Annotated in this window: 17 protein-coding genes; 6 read left to right on the forward strand and 11 right to left on the reverse strand. The window is 59.0% G+C overall.

The window, feature by feature from the left end; genetic code table 11:
* Positions 1–129 precede the first annotated feature (129 nt).
* From gyrB to Q0792_RS12660, 9 genes are all read right to left on the reverse strand, one after another.
* A complete protein-coding gene (gene gyrB / locus Q0792_RS12620; RefSeq protein WP_298840968.1) occupies positions 130–2544 on the reverse strand; it encodes a DNA topoisomerase (ATP-hydrolyzing) subunit B in 2415 nt (804 codons plus the stop codon).
* Positions 2545–2622: 78 nt separating this feature from the next.
* The gene (locus Q0792_RS12625; protein ID WP_298840974.1) at positions 2623–3243 is read right to left on the reverse strand and encodes a LysE family translocator; all 621 of its coding nucleotides are present in this window, start codon (positions 3241–3243) and stop codon (positions 2623–2625) included.
* Positions 3240–4340, reverse strand: a complete 1101-nt coding sequence (recF, locus tag Q0792_RS12630; protein ID WP_298840975.1) for a DNA replication/repair protein RecF — start codon at positions 4338–4340, stop codon at positions 3240–3242. The genes Q0792_RS12625 and recF overlap by 4 nt, the downstream gene beginning before the upstream one ends.
* Positions 4341–4404: 64 nt before the next feature.
* A complete protein-coding gene (dnaN, locus tag Q0792_RS12635) occupies positions 4405–5523 on the reverse strand; it encodes a DNA polymerase III subunit beta (protein ID WP_298840978.1) in 1119 nt (372 codons plus the stop codon).
* A 143-nt stretch (positions 5524–5666) separates the two neighbouring features.
* Entirely contained in the window at positions 5667–7028 is a 1362-nt protein-coding gene (dnaA, locus tag Q0792_RS12640) for a chromosomal replication initiator protein DnaA (RefSeq protein ID WP_298840981.1), read from the reverse strand.
* 496 nt (positions 7029–7524) lie between these two features.
* Positions 7525–7788 (reverse strand): 30S ribosomal protein S20, encoded by a 264-nt coding sequence (rpsT, locus tag Q0792_RS12645; protein ID WP_298840983.1) that lies wholly within the window; start codon positions 7786–7788, stop codon positions 7525–7527.
* A 180-nt stretch (positions 7789–7968) separates the two neighbouring features.
* The gene (locus Q0792_RS12650) at positions 7969–8745 is read right to left on the reverse strand and encodes an enoyl-CoA hydratase (protein ID WP_298840986.1); all 777 of its coding nucleotides are present in this window, start codon (positions 8743–8745) and stop codon (positions 7969–7971) included.
* A 65-nt stretch (positions 8746–8810) separates the two neighbouring features.
* Complete coding sequence (gene mutM / locus Q0792_RS12655; RefSeq protein ID WP_298840988.1) at positions 8811–9662, reverse strand: bifunctional DNA-formamidopyrimidine glycosylase/DNA-(apurinic or apyrimidinic site) lyase; 852 nt, start codon at positions 9660–9662, stop codon at positions 8811–8813.
* Positions 9655–10047, reverse strand: coding sequence for a hypothetical protein (locus tag Q0792_RS12660; RefSeq protein ID WP_298840990.1), 393 nt, complete (start codon positions 10045–10047; stop codon positions 9655–9657). The genes mutM and Q0792_RS12660 overlap by 8 nt, the downstream gene beginning before the upstream one ends.
* A 133-nt stretch (positions 10048–10180) precedes the next feature.
* Between Q0792_RS12660 and ubiE the strand changes: the two genes are divergently transcribed.
* Both ubiE and ubiB read left to right on the forward strand, forming a co-directional pair.
* The gene (ubiE, locus tag Q0792_RS12665) at positions 10181–10933 is read left to right on the forward strand and encodes a bifunctional demethylmenaquinone methyltransferase/2-methoxy-6-polyprenyl-1,4-benzoquinol methylase UbiE (protein WP_298840992.1); all 753 of its coding nucleotides are present in this window, start codon (positions 10181–10183) and stop codon (positions 10931–10933) included.
* Between the two features lie 3 nt (positions 10934–10936).
* The gene (gene ubiB, locus Q0792_RS12670; protein ID WP_298840994.1) at positions 10937–12484 is read left to right on the forward strand and encodes a 2-polyprenylphenol 6-hydroxylase; all 1548 of its coding nucleotides are present in this window, start codon (positions 10937–10939) and stop codon (positions 12482–12484) included.
* A gap of 18 nt (positions 12485–12502) precedes the next feature.
* Here the strand turns inward: ubiB and Q0792_RS12675 are convergent, their stop codons facing one another.
* Positions 12503–13681, reverse strand: coding sequence for an acetyl-CoA C-acyltransferase family protein (locus Q0792_RS12675; protein ID WP_298840996.1), 1179 nt, complete (start codon positions 13679–13681; stop codon positions 12503–12505).
* Positions 13682–13795: 114 nt separating this feature from the next.
* On the opposite strand from Q0792_RS12675, the gene Q0792_RS12680 reads away from it, so the two are divergent.
* The 4 genes from Q0792_RS12680 to Q0792_RS12695 all read left to right on the forward strand — a co-directional run bounded on the left by Q0792_RS12680 (position 13796) and on the right by Q0792_RS12695 (position 17075).
* Positions 13796–14362 carry a helix-turn-helix domain-containing protein gene (locus Q0792_RS12680; RefSeq protein WP_298840998.1) on the forward strand — a complete coding sequence of 189 codons (567 nt, stop codon included), beginning with the start codon at positions 13796–13798 and terminating at the stop codon, positions 14360–14362.
* A 93-nt stretch (positions 14363–14455) separates the two neighbouring features.
* The gene (locus tag Q0792_RS12685; protein ID WP_298841000.1) at positions 14456–15643 is read left to right on the forward strand and encodes a glycine C-acetyltransferase; all 1188 of its coding nucleotides are present in this window, start codon (positions 14456–14458) and stop codon (positions 15641–15643) included.
* The gene (gene tdh / locus Q0792_RS12690) at positions 15640–16680 is read left to right on the forward strand and encodes an L-threonine 3-dehydrogenase (RefSeq protein WP_298841002.1); all 1041 of its coding nucleotides are present in this window, start codon (positions 15640–15642) and stop codon (positions 16678–16680) included. The genes Q0792_RS12685 and tdh overlap by 4 nt, the downstream gene beginning before the upstream one ends.
* Entirely contained in the window at positions 16677–17075 is a 399-nt protein-coding gene (locus tag Q0792_RS12695) for a hypothetical protein (RefSeq protein WP_298841004.1), read from the forward strand. The genes tdh and Q0792_RS12695 overlap by 4 nt, the downstream gene beginning before the upstream one ends.
* Here the strand turns inward: Q0792_RS12695 and Q0792_RS12700 are convergent.
* A complete protein-coding gene (locus tag Q0792_RS12700) occupies positions 17037–17765 on the reverse strand; it encodes a metallophosphoesterase family protein (protein ID WP_298841006.1) in 729 nt (242 codons plus the stop codon). The genes Q0792_RS12695 and Q0792_RS12700 overlap by 39 nt on opposite strands.
* Between the last annotated feature and the right edge of the window lie 18 nt (positions 17766–17783).

Here is a 17783-nt window from a genome sequence, read left to right on the forward strand (position 1 = left end):
GCCAAAAGCCTTTCGCATGGTTTAGCCGTCCGCACCGCGGATTAACGTTGCGTTTACCTTAATGTCAGGGCGCAGCGATGAGCTGGGCGGGCCGGGCGCGTTGCAGCTGGTACAGCCGGCAAACGCGCGTCAGAAATCCAGGTTTTCAACGCTCAGCGCATTCTGCTGAATAAACTCACGGCGCGGCTCGACGACGTCACCCATCAGTTTGGTAAAGAGATCATCCGCCTCTGCCATATCCTCGACACGCACCTGCAGCAGCGTGCGCGCATCCGGGTCCAGCGTCGTTTCCCACAGCTGGTCCGGGTTCATTTCACCCAGACCTTTGTACCGTTGCAGAGAAAGCCCCTTTTCACCCTCTTCAAGAATGGCATGCAGCAGATCAAGAGGTCCGAAAATCATCTGAGACCTATCCTTGCGCACCAGTGTTGCCGGCAGGTTGTAAACGTCCTGCAGACTCCGGGTGAAACTGCCGGTCTTTTTGGCCTCTCCGCCGCGGAGAATACGACCGTCCAGCGTGCGGACCTCCTCGACACCGCGCAGGATGCGCGCCAGCCGGATGCCGTGATCCTGCGTGATTCGGCCCTGCCAGCCACGTTCGTACTCTTCGGCAATCAGGTTCAGGCGCGCCGCAACCTTGTCAGCGGTGCCCTGAAGGTCTGCGTCGACCACACCGGGCGCAAAGGCGCCTGCAATCGCAGCCTGTTCAAGAATATGGCGCGGATAATGCGTCGGGAAGGCCTCGAGCACACGTCTCATCTGGCGTGCAAGGTCTACAACCCGTGCCAGATCAGCCCCGGAGATTTCCTCGCCGTTGCCCTGCTTCAGGATCGCGCCATCTACACCCTGCTGAATGAGGTACTCCTCCATCGCGGCCTCGTCTTTCAGATAGACCTCCGATTTGCCGCGCGACACTTTGTAGAGCGGCGGTTGTGCGATGTAGAGATGCCCGTGTTCAATCAGCTCGGGCATCTGACGGTAAAAGAACGTCAGAAGCAGCGTACGGATGTGCGCACCATCCACATCGGCGTCCGTCATAATGACGATCTTGTGGTAGCGCAGCTTTTCCAGGTTGAACTCGTCGCGTCCGATGCCCGTGCCCAGAGCCATCACCAGGTTCCCGATCTCCTGGCTGCCGAGCATCCGGTCAAAGCGGGCGCGTTCAACGTTCAGAATCTTGCCCTTCAGCGGCAGGATCGCCTGTGTCTGCCGGTCACGACCAGTCTGCGCAGAGCCACCGGCGCTGTCCCCCTCGACGAGGAAAACTTCTGTCTTGGCAGGATCTTTTTCAGAGCAGTCCTTCAGCTTACCGGCGAGAAAGTTCACATCCATGGCCGTCTTGCGCCGTGTCAGGTCGCGCGCTTTGCGGGCAGCCTCGCGCGCGTGAGCCGCCTCGATGATCTTGCCAACGACGATCTTGGCCTCTGTCGGATTTTCCTCGAACCATTCAGCCAGCTTTTCGTTCATCAGACCTTCGACAGCCGGGCGTACCTCGGAGCTGACAAGTTTGTCCTTGGTCTGCGAGCTGAATTTCGGATCCGGCACTTTGACCGACAGCACACAGGTCAGACCCTCGCGCGCGTCATCGCCGGTGAAGCTGACTTTTTCCTTGCGGGCAATACCGGAGGACTGGGCATAGTTATTGATCGTCCGTGTCAGCGCGCCCCGGAAACCCGCCATATGCGTACCACCGTCGCGTTGCGGGATGTTGTTGGTAAAAGGCAACACATTCTCGTGGTAACTGTCATTCCACCACATCGCGACTTCGACACCGATGTCGTCGCGTTCGCCGGTAATAAAGATCGGCTCGGGCATGACAGAGCTTTTGTGGCGGTCGAGGTATTTCACGAACTCCTTTACCCCGCCTTCGTAAAACAGCTCAGATCTGAGGTGCTCGGCAGGCCGTTCGTCCACCAGAATGATCCGCACGCCTGAGTTCAGAAACGCCAGTTCGCGCAGACGTTTTTCCAGCGTTTCGAAGGAGTATTCCAGGTTGGAAAAGGTCTCTGTCGAGGCCATGAACCGTACTTCGGTGCCGGTGCGGTCGGTTTCGCCCACAACCTCGAGGTGTTTGGTGGTAAAGCCGCCCTCGAACCGTGCGACGTGCTCTTTACCCTCGCGCCAGATGCGCAGTTCGAGCCAGTCGCTCAGCGCATTGACAACCGACACACCCACGCCGTGCAGGCCGCCTGAGACTTTGTAGGAGTTGCTGTCAAACTTACCGCCGGCGTGCAGCTGGGTCATGATGACCTCGGCCGCTGAAACACCTTCTTCTTCGTGGATACCGACCGGAATACCGCGGCCGTTGTCGCTGACTGAAACTGATGAATCATCGTGAATTGTGACCGTTACAGCGTCTGCGTGCCCTGCCAGAGCTTCGTCGATACCGTTGTCTACGACCTCATAGACCATATGGTGCAGACCGGAGCCATCATCGGTATCACCGATGTACATCCCGGGGCGCTTTCGGACCGCCTCCAACCCTTTGAGAACTTTGATAGAATCGGCGCCATATTCCTGTGGCGTCTGCCCGGTATCCGACATCGTGTCACACCTTTGTATTTTTGCGATTTTATACGATTTTTTGCCGGCAATGTCACGCGGCAGGCACAATATTTTGTGTCAGAGCAAGGGGATGAGCACACCAACCACAATAAGTGCCGCACCCGATACGATATTGATCCTGCGCAGTGTTTCAGGGCGCGTGATGCCGCTGCGGATTTTACCTACGCAGGCGGCGAGGATGATGTTGCCGACCAGAGGGACGGCCACGGACATGCCGATGATTGCAGCGACATCAAGCCACGTGATGCCCCGAAGGTCAAAGAACCCCGGCAGCACGCCCATGTAGAACAGGACCGCTTTGGGGTTTCCCAGAATGGCGATGATACCCGCCAAGAAACCGGCCCAGAGACCGGGTTTTGTCAGCCTGCTGTCCGTGCTGATGGCCTGACCTGCGTGCCGGATGAGCAGCACGCCCATGGCGATAAAAACCCCGCAGGCAACCCAGCGCAGCACCGCCATGAAAACGTCAAAGACAGACAGGATCCACGAGATGCCCAGAACGGCGAGCAGCGGCCAGAGGATGTCTCCCACAGCCACACCCAGCGCCAGAGGCCAGGCCGCACTGAAACCGCCTGACAATGCGCGCGCCATGAGCGCCAGCCAGACTGGTCCCGGTGTGAGAAACAGGATCACGAGCGCGCCGGCATAGAGCAGAAGGTCAGAAGCAGAGATTGTCACAGGGCGCGGACCCCGGATGTACCCTCTGTTTCGGTCACCTCAAAGTACTGTGCGCGGTCTCCCAGGGCGTCAAACAGCGCACGTTCAGTTCCGGTCATCCAGGCCTGCGCCCCCAGGGCCGCGATCTCGTCATAAAGAGCAGCACGCCGGTCGGGATCAAGATGCGCCGCCACTTCGTCGAGCAACAGGAGCGGTGGCGCGCCAAAACTCTCGGCCAGCGCCCGCGCATTGGCGAGAATAAGTGACACCAGCAAAGCCTTCTGTTCGCCTGTCGAGCAATCGCGGGCCGGAATATCCTTGGCGGCGTAGGTTCCGAAAAGGTCCGCGCGATGCGGGCCGATCAGCGTACGCCCCGCCGCCATGTCGCGCGCCCGGTGATCCGACAGCGCAGCGCGCAGATCTTCTTCGGACGCGGGTGGGGGTGTTTCCGCGTACACCAGCTCGAGTGTTGCGGTGGGAAAAGCTGTTGCCGCGTCCTTTTGTGCCAGTGCCAGCTGCCTCAGAGCGCTGTCACGGTTGGCGCTGATGCTGATCGCTGCTTCGGCCATCTGCGCCTCCAGGGCTGTGTACCAGGAGGGTTCGCGTACCATGTCTTTCAGCAGCCGGTTACGTTCCCGCATTGCCTTGTCATAGGCCAGTGATACTTCTGCATGATCCGGCTCAAAGCTCAGGGTCATGCGGTCCAGAAACCGCCGGCGCCCCTCGGCGCCCTCAATCCAGAGCCTGTCCATCGAGGGTATCAGCCAGAGAACGCGGGCAACACGACCCAGAGCGGTCTGTGCTGCAGCTTTGCCATCAATCCTGACCTGACGGGGGGCACCCTCTTCCGACCAGATTTCGACCTCGTGGACCTGATGCAGAGATCGCAGCTCGGCTGTGGTTTTCCATCCCAGCGCCTCCGGACGGCGTGCCATGTCCTGCGCACTCGACCGACGCAGACCACGCCCCGGTGAAAACAGAGAAACTGCTTCGAGAATGTTGGTTTTTCCCGCACCATTCGGTCCGAACAGAGCCACGGGCCGGCCATCAAGCGCCAGGCGCGCCGTTTTATGCGAGCGGAAATGCGATAGTGTTAGGGCTGTCAGGCAAAGTGCCATGGCTCCGGACTTCTTCTGGCTGAAAACATCCCCGCCGAGGCACGAAATTCAGACGTAACGGCGCTCAGACGCGCATTGGCATGACAACATAAACAGCCGTCTGATCATTGCCTTCGCGCATCAGTGTCGGATCGCCCGATGAATTGAAAAGGAACACCGCATTCTCACGATCCACCTGGCTGGCGATTTCCAGCAGGTATTTGGCGTTAAAGCCAATCTCGAGACGTTCGTCCCCATAGGCAACGGCGAGCTCTTCTTCCGCAGCACCCGAATCCGGCGCATTGACCGACAGGACAAGGCGATCTTCATCCAGCTGCAGTTTTACCGCACGCGACCGTTCGGAACTGACTGTGGCCACGCGGTCTACAGCCTGCGCAAAATCGGCGGCATCCACCTCCAGCTTGCGCGTATTTCCCTGGGGAATGACGCGCGTATAGTCCGGGAATGTGCCGTCGATGACCTTGGAGGTCAGCGTAATATCCGGAGTGGCAAAGCGGATCTTGGTCTCCGAGACCGAAACCGCGATTTTCATTTCATCATCGTCCAGCAGTTTGCGCAGCTCACCAACTGTCTTGCGGGGCACAATCACGCCCGGCATGTCCGCAGCACCCTCGGGCAGGTCGGCATCGATGCGTGCGAGGCGGTGACCGTCAGTTGCGACGCAGCGCAGCACCTGACCGCCCTCAGCGTCCGCGATGTGCATATAGACACCGTTCAGATAGTAACGTGTCTCTTCTGTCGAGATGGCGAATTTTGATTTGTCGAACAGACGCCGCAGGGCAGGTGCCGCAGCCGAAAAGTTCGACGCATATTCTGACGACGCCATAACCGGAAAGTCTTCTTTTGGAAGCGTTGCCAGGGAGAAGTTTGACCGGCCCGCCTCGACCGTCAGACGGCCTGTCGCGTTGTCGGCGGTCAGCGTCACAAGCGCACCGTCGGGAAGCTTGCGCACAATCTCATGCAGTGTCGTGGCAGCGACTGTTGTGGCACCCGCACGCTCCACCTGGGCTGCGGCCTTGTCGACCACTTCGATATCCAGATCGGTCGCGCGGAAAGTGGCATCGCTGCCTTCGGCCTCAATCAGCACATTGGCAAGGATCGGAATGGTGTTGCGGCGCTCGACCACTGACTGTGCCTGAGACACGGCTTTGAGCAGAGCTGCGCGTTCGATGCTGATCTTCATGGTACCACTTCCTGGTCGACGGTCGGGACAGGCAAATTACCCGGTTTGCCCGACTTCACAAGCGTTTTATGGAGTAGTCCCAGCATACGGGCAGGGCGTCAAGGCCTGCTGCATCCATCAAAGGCAGCAGGCCACAGGGAAAGTTACTCTTCGAGCGCCCGGCGCAGCAGTTCAAGGTCTTCGGCGATCTGACCGTCCTGTACCTTTAGCTCCTCGATCCGTTTGACCCCGTGCATGACGGTTGTGTGGTCCCGACCGCCAAAGCGACGACCGATTTCCGGCAACGAACGGCTGGTCATACGTTTGCACAGATACATGGCGACCTGACGCGGGCGCGCATAGCTGCGCAGGCGTTTGGGGCCGATCATGTCGCTCAGCCGGATGTTGTAATGGTCAGACACCCGTCGCTGGATTTCCTCGACGGTGAGCTTTCGCTCGGAGGCGCGGAGCACGTCAGACAGACAATCCTGCGTCAGCTCCATGTTGATCTCACGACCGACAAGAGACGCAAAGGCAAAGAGCCGTGTCAGTGCGCCTTCGAGCACGCGGACGTTTGTCGAAATGCGGTGTGCGAGGAATTCAAGCACACCCTCATCAATTTCCAGATCCGGGTAGGTTTCGCGCTGTTGCTCAACCTTGCTCTGCAGAATGCCGAGACGCAGTTCGTAATCCGTCGGATGCAGATCAACCACCAGACCGCACTGAAGACGGGACTTGACGCGCTCTTCCATGTCCTTGATCTCACCGGGCGCACGATCACCAGAGATGATGATCTGCTTGTTCTGGTCTACCAGCGCATTGAAGGTGTGAAAGAATTCTTCCTGCGTGCTGCCTTTGCCGGCAATGAACTGAACATCATCGACCATCAGAACGTCGACTGACCGGAAGATTTCCTTGAAATCCATCATCTTGCGGTCGCGCAGGGCCTGAACAAAACGGTACATGAACTGCTCTGCCGACAGATAGAGCACGTTCATACCGGGTTTACGCTGGCGCAGTTCATGCGCAATCGCGTGCATCAGGTGTGTTTTGCCCAGGCCGACGCCGCCATAAAGAAAGAGCGGGTTGAAGGTCACGGGACCACCCTCGGCCACCCGCCTGGCAGCAGCATGCGCAAGCTCGTTGGGTTTGCCCACAACGAATGTGTCAAAGGTGAAACGGGTATCGAGCGGGGCAGTCGCGAGTGTGGGGTTGGACGCGGCGCGCGGCGTGGCGGGCCGCGCAGAAGTGGTTTCGCCGGCAGGGCCGTCAGCGACGGCGGCAACGGCAGGCACGGCGAACTTCAGTCTTCTGATGTCCGGCTCTGCAGTTTTGACCTCATGCAGAATCGCATCGGCGAAATTCTGATTCACGTAGTTTCCAAGGAAGTTTGTGGGCACATCAAAAAGGGCGATACCATCCACAGCAGATCGGAAGCGTATCGGCTCGATCCACGTTGTATAATTGTTCTGCCCTACGGTCTTGCGCAGCCGCTGCCTCAGCTGCCCCCACATTTCTTCAGTCATATTAGACCCGTTTTCCTTTTTTACCCGTTCAGGAACGGCGCCATCTTTGACTGCCGGTCCGGTTATGTCAGGCAAAGCTCTCCTGTCCCGTTCCCGTGGGAACAGGCGAGGTCCGCCGGACGTTTTAGAATTAAGAGAGTCCGACCCTTACGCCCTGACACGGGCTGCTCAACGGATCAGGACTCGCCGTCCTCTTATTTTCGACAGGGCAAACAACCGAAAAACGGCGCTTGCAGACAGTGCACAGATACTTCTGTACCCAGTCCCCGGGAATTCCATTTTGCGGTCGCAACACCGCGGAATTCTCAGGGCCCGCCCCCCAATGCGAAATGAATCGCTGTACACTGGTAGCAAGATCGTGAGCGGCACGGCAACTGAACTTCATTCTTGACTCTGAATTTTCAGAAAAGAATCTCTGTCCGCGTCCCGGAAGCCTTATTTTCATAAATAAAGCGCCGCAAAAACGGCGCTTTTTGAGACTCATCAGAAGTCCGGATCAGCCCAGGGCTTTGACCCGCGAGGACAGCCGGGACATTTTGCGTGCCGCTGTGTTTTTGTGGAAAACGCCCTTGGTGACGCCGCGCATCAGTTCAGGCTGTGCCGCGTTCAGGGCAGCAGCGGCCGCGTCCTTGTCACCGGAAGCAATCGCTTCCTCGACACGGCGCAGGTAGGTACGGATACGCGAACGACGCGCTTTGTTGATCTGAAAACGTGCTTCGTTCTGGCGGGCGCGTTTTTTAGCCTGGGGCGAATTTGCCATGCGTGAAAAACCTTTTCTCGGGTTCGTTGTTTCGGTCTTGTTGCGCAACGCAGGACCCGGACGGACAGAACTGTCCCGAAGGTGATTCTAGCCTGAGCGGGCTGCACGCGCATGTCTGGCGGGGTCTATAGACGGTTCTGCAGGATTTGCAAACCGGAAAGTCGGCACCCCGGACAGACGTTATTTGTCGCGGAACTGTGCTTCGCGTTTTTCCAGGAATGCGGACATGCCTTCGAGCTGATCCTCGGTGGCAAACAGCGAGTGGAACATGCGCCGCTCAAAAAGCAGGCCTTCGCGCAGCGTGGTTTCATAGGAACGGTTCACCGCTTCTTTGACGACCATGACCGACAATGTCGATTTCTCGGCGATCTTCTGTGCAGCGTTCTGCGCTTCTTCCAGCAGTTTCTTGCAGGGCACGACGCGGGACACCAGACCAGAACGCTCTGCCTCTTCGGCGTCCATAAAGCGGCCCGTGAGGTTCATATCCATGGCCTTGGACTTACCGACAAGGCGTGTCAGGCGCTGGGTGCCGCCCAGGCCCGCGACAACACCGAGGTTGATCTCTGGCTGGCCGAACTTGGCGGTGTCCGAGCAGATGATAAAGTCGCACATCATTGCAAGCTCGCATCCGCCACCCAGCGCGTACCCGGATACGGCGGCGATGATTGGCTTGCGTACACGCATGATCTGTTCGGTTTCAGGCGTGAAAAGATCACCGGCGAACGCGTCGACAAAAGACTTGTCCTTCATCATCGAGATGTCCGCACCGGCAGCGAACGCCTTTTCAGAGCCGGTGATGATGATGCAGCGGACCTTTTCATTTTCCTGCGCACCGGCGAGGGCATCTGCAAGCTCACCCAGCAGCTGGTCGTTCAGCGCATTCAGCGCATCGGGCCGGTTCAGGGTGATCAGGGCGACGTGGTTATCGACATCAACGATGATCGTCTCGTAAGCCATGCAGAAAAGCTCTCTGTCGTTTCGTGGAAATTGCAGTCAATACCATGCGGCCTGCGCACTTCAAGCTATCTTTGGCATTGCGCGCAGAAGAAAGATGAGCGTCCCGACTGCACGATTCGCCGGACTTCACCGGTGCAGCCCCCGGCCCGGCAGGGCGCACCCTCGCGGCCGTAAACATCGAAACTGTGCTGAAAATATCCAAGCTCTCCATCGGCTTGGCGGAAATCCCGCAGGGACGACCCGCCTGCCTCAATTGCCTCTTCGAGTACCTGACGAATAATCGGAACCAGTGTTGCAACCCTGGGTTCAGCAATGCGCCCCGCCTTTCGCCGTGGGTGAATTTTCGCGCGGAAAAGCGCCTCACAGACGTAGATATTGCCCAGTCCGCTCACGATTTTCTGGTCAAGAAGCGCAGATTTGACCGGCATCATGCGTCCTCGCAGTGCGGCGATCAGATGTGATTCATGGAAATCATTGCCCAGCGGCTCCGGGCCCAGCACAGCAAGCAGCTTGTGGTTTTCCGCGCCGGCTGTCTGCATCAGGTCCATCGCGCCAAAGCGGCGCGGATCGTTAAATGTAATGCGCGCGCCGTTATCCATATGCAGAACCACATGGTCGTGTTTCTCGGGCGCCGGATGATCGTGCACAAACTGACCAAGCGGGTCCCCGGAAACCAGCATGCGCCCTGACATGCCCAGGTGAATGAGCAGGGTTTCACCGGTGTCCAGGTCTGCGAGGATGTATTTGGACCGCCGTCGCAGACCCAGCACACGGGCTCCGGACAGACGGCCCGCCATATTATCCGGAAAAGGCCACCGCAGGTCCGGGCGGTTTACATCCGCACGGGCGATGACGGCCCCCTGCATAGCAGGGCTCAGGCCGCGCATGACCGTTTCGACCTCGGGCAGTTCAGGCATCTTTTTTCAGCTTTCGTTCTGCGATTTGGATGATGTCGCGGTGGGCATCATAGCTCCACCGCACCCGGATTTTTCGGAGTAGTCCGAACTCAAGAACAGTGGAGCGTGCATGTGGACTACGATGCATATCCTTCAGGTCGTCCCAGTGGCGGACCGGCCCGTCCCGGAAGAGACCCGTGCGGCGAATGCCCTCGTCATTCCATGCAAGCCCGGTTCTGAACCGCGAGACCGGATTGTAGATCGCCACATACACCATGACCAGCCAGATGATGACACCGGGCAGGGTCCCGGCGGCCGTCAGGTTACCCCACCACAGCACTGCACCCACCAGCAGAGCGAACAGGCCGTCCAGGACAAGCTGCAGCCATTTCCCCCAGCCCGTCATCCGGGTTTCCCGCCATGTATGTGTTTCGGACGCTGCCATATATTCCTGATTTCGCGGTGTGACCAAAGGGCCGCATTGTGCCTGCCCCCCTGAGGCCTATAACAAGACCGAAACCACAAGGCGACAAGACCCGATGACCGACCCAGACGACAAAACCACACATTTCGGATTTGAAACTGTGGCAGAAGACGCCAAAGCCGGTCTGGTTCAGGGCGTTTTTTCTTCTGTTGCCAGCAAATACGACATCATGAACGACGTAATGTCAGGTGGGGTGCACCGCCTGTGGAAAGACGCGATGATGGACTGGCTGGCGCCGCGCGCGGGCCAGAAACTGCTGGATGTGGCCGGGGGAACGGGTGATATTTCGTTCCGCTTTCTAAAACGCGCAGGACACGGGCATGCGACCGTCCTGGATCTGACGGAATCCATGCTGGTCGAGGGCCGCAAACGCGCCGAGGCCGAACAGATGGCCGACCAGCTGGACTGGGTCACCGGTGATGCCATGGCGCTGCCGTTCGCGGACAACACGTTTGACGTCTATACAATCTCATTCGGTATCCGGAATGTGACGCGCCCACAGGACGCTCTGAACGAAGCCTTTCGTGTGCTGAAACCGGGGGGCCGCCTGATGGTGCTGGAATTCAGCCAGCTGCCCAATCCTGCCATGCAAAAGGCCTACGACCTCTACAGTTTCAACGTCATCCCGCGCATGGGTCAGGTAATTGCCGGTGACCGCGACAGCTATCAGTATCTGGTGGAATCGATCCGTAATTTTCCGGACCAGGAAACCTTTCTGCAGATGGTCCGTGATGCTGGTTTTGCCAATGCCAGATACCGTAACCTGACCATGGGTGTGGCCTGTCTGCATTCCGGCTGGAAGATCTGATCTGTGCGCGGCCCGCATAATATCTGGCGGCTGATCCGCACAGGCGCCACATTTCAGCGAACCGGTGCGATGAAGGCCGTGCTGGACGCATTCGAGACACCTGCGCCCGTCCGGATCGTGGCCCGTGCCCTCGCCACGCCATTCACGTTCCTGGGTTATAAGGGTGACACTAATATGCCGCCCGTGACGCGCGCCCTGACCGCGCTGGGCCCTGCATACATCAAGTTTGGTCAGATCCTGTCGACCCGCCCGGATGTTGTGGGTGACGAGATGGCGCTGCAGCTGCGGGTTCTGCAGGACAAGCTGCCACCCTTCTCGGTGCAGGAGGCCAAAGCCGAAGTGCAGCGCGAGCTGGGCTTGCCTGTGGATCAGATGTTTACCGACTTCAGTGAACCGGTGGCGGCTGCATCTATCGCACAGGTGCACAAAGCGACGCTCGCCGAAAATGGCGAAGAAGTCGCCGTCAAAGTCCTGCGCCCGGGCATTGAGCGGGCATTCCGCAAGGATATTGATGCATTTTATCTGGCGGCCTGGGTCGTGGATTTCTTTTCGCCGGGCTCGCGCAGGCTGCGTCCGATCGAGGTCATCGAACACTTTGACGGTGTCGTTCAGGGCGAGCTGGATCTGCGGCTGGAATCCGCATCGGCCGCCGAGTTTGCGGCGAACACCAAAGATGATGAAGGCTTTCAGCTCCCGCAGGTGAAATGGGAATATTCCGCACGCCGTGTCATGACTCTGGGCTGGGCTGACGGTGCCCCGATGGGTGACAATGACGCGATAGATGCTGCCGGGCACGACCGCGTCGTGCTGGGCGACCGGGTGCTGCAGCTCTTTCTGAACCACGCGCTGCGGGACGGGTATTTTCACGCAGACATGCACCAGGGCAACCTGAAGGTGGCGCCCAACGGCGATATCGTCGCCTACGACTTTGGCATCATGGGGCATATCGATGAATATACCCGCAGAGTGTATGCCGAAATCCTCTATGGCTTTATCCGCCGCGACTATAAACGCGTGGCCGAGGTTCATTTTGAAGCCGGTTACGTGCCCGCGGACAAAGACGTTGACGAATTTGCCCGCGCTTTGCGTGCTGTTGGTGAGCCGATCTTCGGCATGGATGCCACGAAAATCTCTATGGGCCGGTTGCTCAGTTATCTTTTTGAAGTGACCGAACGCTTTGGCATGGAAACCCGCACCGAACTCATATTGCTGCAACGCACAATGGTCGTTGTCGAAGGTGTTGCCCGTTCTCTCAACCCCCAGATCAATATCTGGGAAGTCGCCCGCCCGATTGTGTCCGACTATATTTCAAAGGCGATCGGACCAAAGGCAGTTCTGACAGATATTGCCAGAACCGCGCGCGTGATGAGCCGTTTCGGACCGCGCCTGCCGGGGCTGGTTGAAAGTGCGCTGATCCGTCAGGGCAACCCGGAAACGCCGGCCAAGGACCGCAGCCTGCTGCGCTGGATCGCCGGTGCGGTCGTTCTGGGCACGATGATCGGGATATCCGGGGCGACCACGCTGATCCTTGTGGATCTTGCGTTCTTCTGACGGTACCCCGGTCTGCGTTCAGAGGCGTTCAATGGCCAGCGCGATGCCCTGACCACCACCGATACACATCGTGATAAGTCCGCGTTTGCCGCCGGTCCGCTCCAGCTCGTAGAGTGTTTTGACGGTGATTATGGCACCTGTGGCGCCAACAGGGTGGCCCAGCGCAATCGCGCCGCCGTTTGGATTTACCCGGGCTGCGTCGAACCCCAGTGCACCAGAGACGGCAAGCGCCTGCGCGGCAAATGCCTCGTTGCTTTCGACAACATCGAAATCCCCGGCAGTCAGACCGGTCTTGTCAAACAGCTTCTGCACAGCGGGAATTGGTCCGATCCCCATAACGTCCGGCCGGACACCGGCGTGGGCATAGCCGAGCACGCGCGCTTTGGGCGTCAGCCCTGCTTTTTCAGCAGCACCGGCTGTTGCCAGGACGAGGGCCGCGGCACCGTCGTTGATCCCGCTGGCATTTCCCGCCGTGACGGTTCCGTCTTTCTGGAAAACCGCGCGCAGACCGGCAAGCGCCTCGGCAGTCGTCGCTTTCGGGTGCTCGTCGGTTTCAAACGGGACCATATCCCGCTTTACCCGTACCTGAACGGGTGTGATCTGGCTTGCAAAGTGCCCGGCTTCGATTGCCTTTGCCGCGCGCTCCTGGCTCTGAAGCGCGAATGCATCCTGATCCGTGCGGCTGATGCCGTGTTCTGCCGCCACGTTTTCTGCCGTCACGCCCATGTGACCGGTGCCAAAAGGGCAGTTGAGCGCACCCAGCATCATATCGAGGCTTTTGACATCACCCATCTTTGCACCCCAGCGCTGCTGAGGCATGATAAAGGGAGAGCGCGACATATTCTCTGCACCGCCGGCAAGACCAAAGTCCGCATCCCCAAGCATCAGAGACTGAATTACAGAGACAATTGCCTGTGCGCCGGACCCGCACAGCCGGTTCACATTCATGGCCGGCGTGGTCTCCGGCACGCCCGCGTCCATCGCGGCCACCCTGCTGAGATACATGTCGCGCGGTTCGGTGTTGATCACATGACCAAAGGCAACATGTCCGATCTGAGCACCCTCGACGCCCGAGCGCTCAAGCGCGGCTTTGGCGGCAACAGTGCCAAGTTCAATCGGTGTCGTCCCGGCCAGAGACCCGCCAAAAGTGCCGATAGCGGTCCGCGCGCCGTCCAGAATTACGATCTCGTTGGTCATGGTGCTCTCCCTGCGTTGCCGGTCTGACTATGATCCATGCCATCCGGGATGTCAGCCGCGACGTGCCGTCAGAGCTGCGTTGACAGGTTCCGCCATATCGGCGAAACCGCTCATATGACGGATTCCGCAGATGCCATTCTCACTCATCTTCCTGCCCGGCTCAAAGAGGCGCGACGGTCGCTGGGACTCTCTCTGGATGCTGTTGCTAAACTCTCGGGCGTTTCCCGCTCGATGGTCAGCCAGATTGAGCGCGGCGAGAGCAGCCCGACAATCGCGACCCTCTGGAACCTGACGCGCGCGCTTCAGGTGGATTTTGCCGGATTGCTGGATGGCGCCGCAGCGACGCCCCGTATCGAAACACTTCGGGCCAGCGAGGTGCCTACAATCGACAACCTCGGCTCGGGGTGTCGGATCCGTATCCTGTCACCACCCGAAGAAGCAGGAAAGCACGAGGTCTACGAGGTAGCATTTGAATCTGAGGGCGTGCTCGACAGCCAGCCGCATACCCGTGGTGCGCGTGAACACCTGACAGTCATCGAGGGAGAACTGCAGGTTACCAGTGGAGACAGCACCACTACCCTGAGATCTGGAGACACAGCGCGCTATGCCGCAGATGTGCCGCACCGGATTGCCGCCCGGAACGGGGCCGCACGGGTTTTTCTGGTCGTCCAGGATGCCTGAAATCCGATAACACGGAATTTATCCGCTAAAGTGTAATTCCCCTATTTCGGAAATCCGTCCGCCATGTTAGACGATCCGGGAAAGGAGTCTGTCATGACGCAACGCTATATCGACCACATCACCGAAACTCTCGGCCAGATCGAGGCCGACGGTATGATGAAACGCGAGCGCATGATCACCTCTCCTCAGGGTGGGCAGATCGCCGTAGGCGATCGCGACGTTATCAACCTGTGTGCCAACAATTATCTCGGCCTTGCTGATCATCCCGACCTGATCGGGGCTGCCCGTGATGCGATGGAACCGCGCGGGTTCGGGATGGCCTCTGTCCGGTTTATCTGCGGCACGCAGGACATTCACCGTCAGCTTGAACAGCGGCTTGCACGGTTTCTGGGCCATGACGATTCGATCCTGTTTGCCGCATGTTTTGACGCCAATGGCGGGCTGTTTGAACCGCTTCTGGGGCCAGAGGATGCGGTAGTTTCAGATGCGCTGAACCATGCCTCGATTATTGATGGTATCCGGCTCTGCAAGGCGAAAAGATACCGCTATGCAAATGCGGACATGGCCGATCTTGAAGGCCAGCTGCAGCTTGCACGCGAAGAAGGTGCCCGGTTTATTCTTATCGCAACAGATGGTGTTTTCAGCATGGATGGCACACTTGCGCCGTTGCGAGACATCCGGGCGCTGGCCGACAGATACGACGCGATGGTGATGGTCGATGACTGCCACGCGACCGGGTTCATCGGGCCAAAAGGGGCTGGCACCCCTGCAGCAGCAGGAATTCAGGCTGATATCGTCACCGGCACACTCGGCAAGGCTCTGGGTGGCGCGATCGGAGGCTATATCGCGGGCCCTCAGCCGGTGATCGACCTGCTGAGGCAGCGTGCGCGCCCTTATCTTTTCTCCAACTCATTGCCGCCATCTATTGTGTCTGCCGGGCTGAAGGCGCTGGACCTGGTGGAGGCGGGCGACGACCTGCGCGCGCGGCTGTTTGAAAATACTGAGTACTGGCGTGCGGGGCTGGAACGGCTGGGATTTGACCTGTTGCCCGGGTCACACCCGATTGTGCCGGTGATGCTGGGCGAAGCACAGCTGGCCCAGGACATGGCCGCACGGCTTTTCGAGGAAGGTGTCTTTGTGTCGGGGTTCTTTTTCCCGGTGGTCCCGCGTGGTCAGGCCCGCATCCGGACGCAGATGAATGCGGCCCTGACACGGGCAGATCTGGACCGTGCGCTGCAGGCTTTTGAGGTCGCAGGCAAAGCCTGCGGGGTAATCACATGACCAATGAAATGAAAGCACTCAGCAAACTCCACGCCCGCGAGGGCCTGTGGATGACCCATTCACCCGTACCGGAACCGGGTCCGGAAGATGTGCTTATCAGGATCAGAAAAACGGGTATCTGTGGCACGGATATCCACATCTGGAACTGGGATGACTGGGCTGCCGGAGCCGTTCCTGTGCCGCTGATCACCGGGCACGAATTTGCCGGTGAGATTGTCGAACTGGGCCGTGATGTGACCGACCTGGCGATCGGGCAGCGGTGCTCGGGCGAAGGACATCTGATCGGAAAAACATCCCGTCAGAGCCGCGCGGGCAGGTTTCACCTCGATCCGGCGACACGGGGCATCGGCGTGAACGAGCAGGGCGCTTTTGCGGAATATCTTTGCCTGCCCGCGTTCAACGTGGTGCCACTGCCCGACGATATTTCTGACGATATCGGCGCAATCCTTGATCCCCTGGGCAATGCTGTGCACACGGCACTGAGTTTCGATCTGATCGGCGAGGATGTTCTGGTTACCGGTGCCGGACCCATCGGGATCATGGCGGCGGCTGTGGCGCGCCATGCCGGTGCCCGTCACGTGGTGATTACCGACGTCAATGCTGAACGTCTGACGCTGGCCGCCCAGGTTGCGGATGTGGTGCCGGTAAATGTTGCCGAGCAGGATCTGACCCAAACAATTTCTGACCTGAAGATGACTCAGGGTTTTGACGTCGGCCTGGAGATGTCCGGCAATCAGCATGCTCTTGACCAGATGGTCGGGGCCATGACCATGGGCGGGCGGATTGCGATGCTGGGCATTCCACCAGGCAAAAGTCCGGTTAACTGGAGCGATATTGTCTTTAAGGCGATTACGATCAAAGGTGTCTATGGACGGGAAATCTTTGAGACATGGTACAAAATGATAGCGATGCTGCAGAACGGTCTGGACGTCAGCGGGGTCATCACCCATCGGTTCTCAGCCGATGACTTTGAGGCCGGTTTTGCCACGATGCGGTCCGGTCGGTCGGGGAAAGTGGTGCTGGACTGGACCCGTTGAGCACATACGCCGAAGATAGCTTTTTCTCGCTGACGCAGATGGGGCAGACCGGGCTGGCACTGCTGTCTGCAGTGCTTTGCCTGTTTATGCTGTGGGTAACCCGTCGTGTTACGCGCGGGCGGCCGTGGTGGTTGCGACTGTTTACAGCAATCGTGCTGTTTGTGCTGTTTGTCTGGCTGTCGCCGCAGGTTTACTACACCTACTACGGATTTCTGTTCGAAGACCTGCCGCGGCAAATTGTTATCGGTGATCTGCCTGGTCCGGAGCGCCTTGCCCGGCTGCTGACGTTTTCCTGGCGGTCAAACCTCAGTGCGCACAGCCAGGGTCTCCTGGCCTGGGCAATGGTTGCTGTCGCGTTATGGACGAAGCGGAACGCGCCCGTCGCCGGACAATAACCAGCAGTCGCGACCCTCGAATACGGCGGCATGCAGGGGGCGGAAATATCCCGCGCCGCCGTCCAGATTCACACGATTGCCAGCGTGTTCAGGATAATCCAGCGCCGTGTGACCGTGCACGATCAGCGGGCCAAATGACCTGCGGTATTCCAGAAACGGTTGGCGGATCCACAGCAGATCGTCCTCGATCTGCCGATCCAGTGATACCTTCGGGCGGATTCCGGCATGCACAAACAGCAGATCACCATGCGCATGTGTCAGCGGCAGGTTGTTCAGAAAATCCCGGTGCGCCTGAGGCACAGCCGCTACAGCTTCCTGCTGAATCTCGACCAGCGGGCCTCCGTCTTCGGCCTGCACCCCGTATGAGGCGAGAGTCTTGTCGCCCCCCAGACGCGGATTGAACCAGAACAGATCGGGCCGGGTGGCCGGATCATGTACAATGCGGAAATCCAGAAACCGTGTCAGATACCGGTCATGGTTGCCTTTGATTATGCGCCAGGGCCGGCCCTGCGTCTGCGCGTCCAGCAGCAGTTGAACCACTGCTTTGCTGTCCGGCCCCCGATCCACATAGTCACCCACAAAAACAATCTCGGCGTCTTTGCCGCCGTCCGCCTCAATCAGCGCCAGAACGCGTTGCAGGTCTTCAAACTGACCGTGGATGTCACCTATGGCATAGACGGGTGTGGGCATAATCCGGCTCCTTGTGGG

The organism is uncultured Roseobacter sp., assembly GCF_947495025.1.
In the GTDB taxonomy this organism is placed as follows: domain Bacteria; phylum Pseudomonadota; class Alphaproteobacteria; order Rhodobacterales; family Rhodobacteraceae; genus Roseobacter.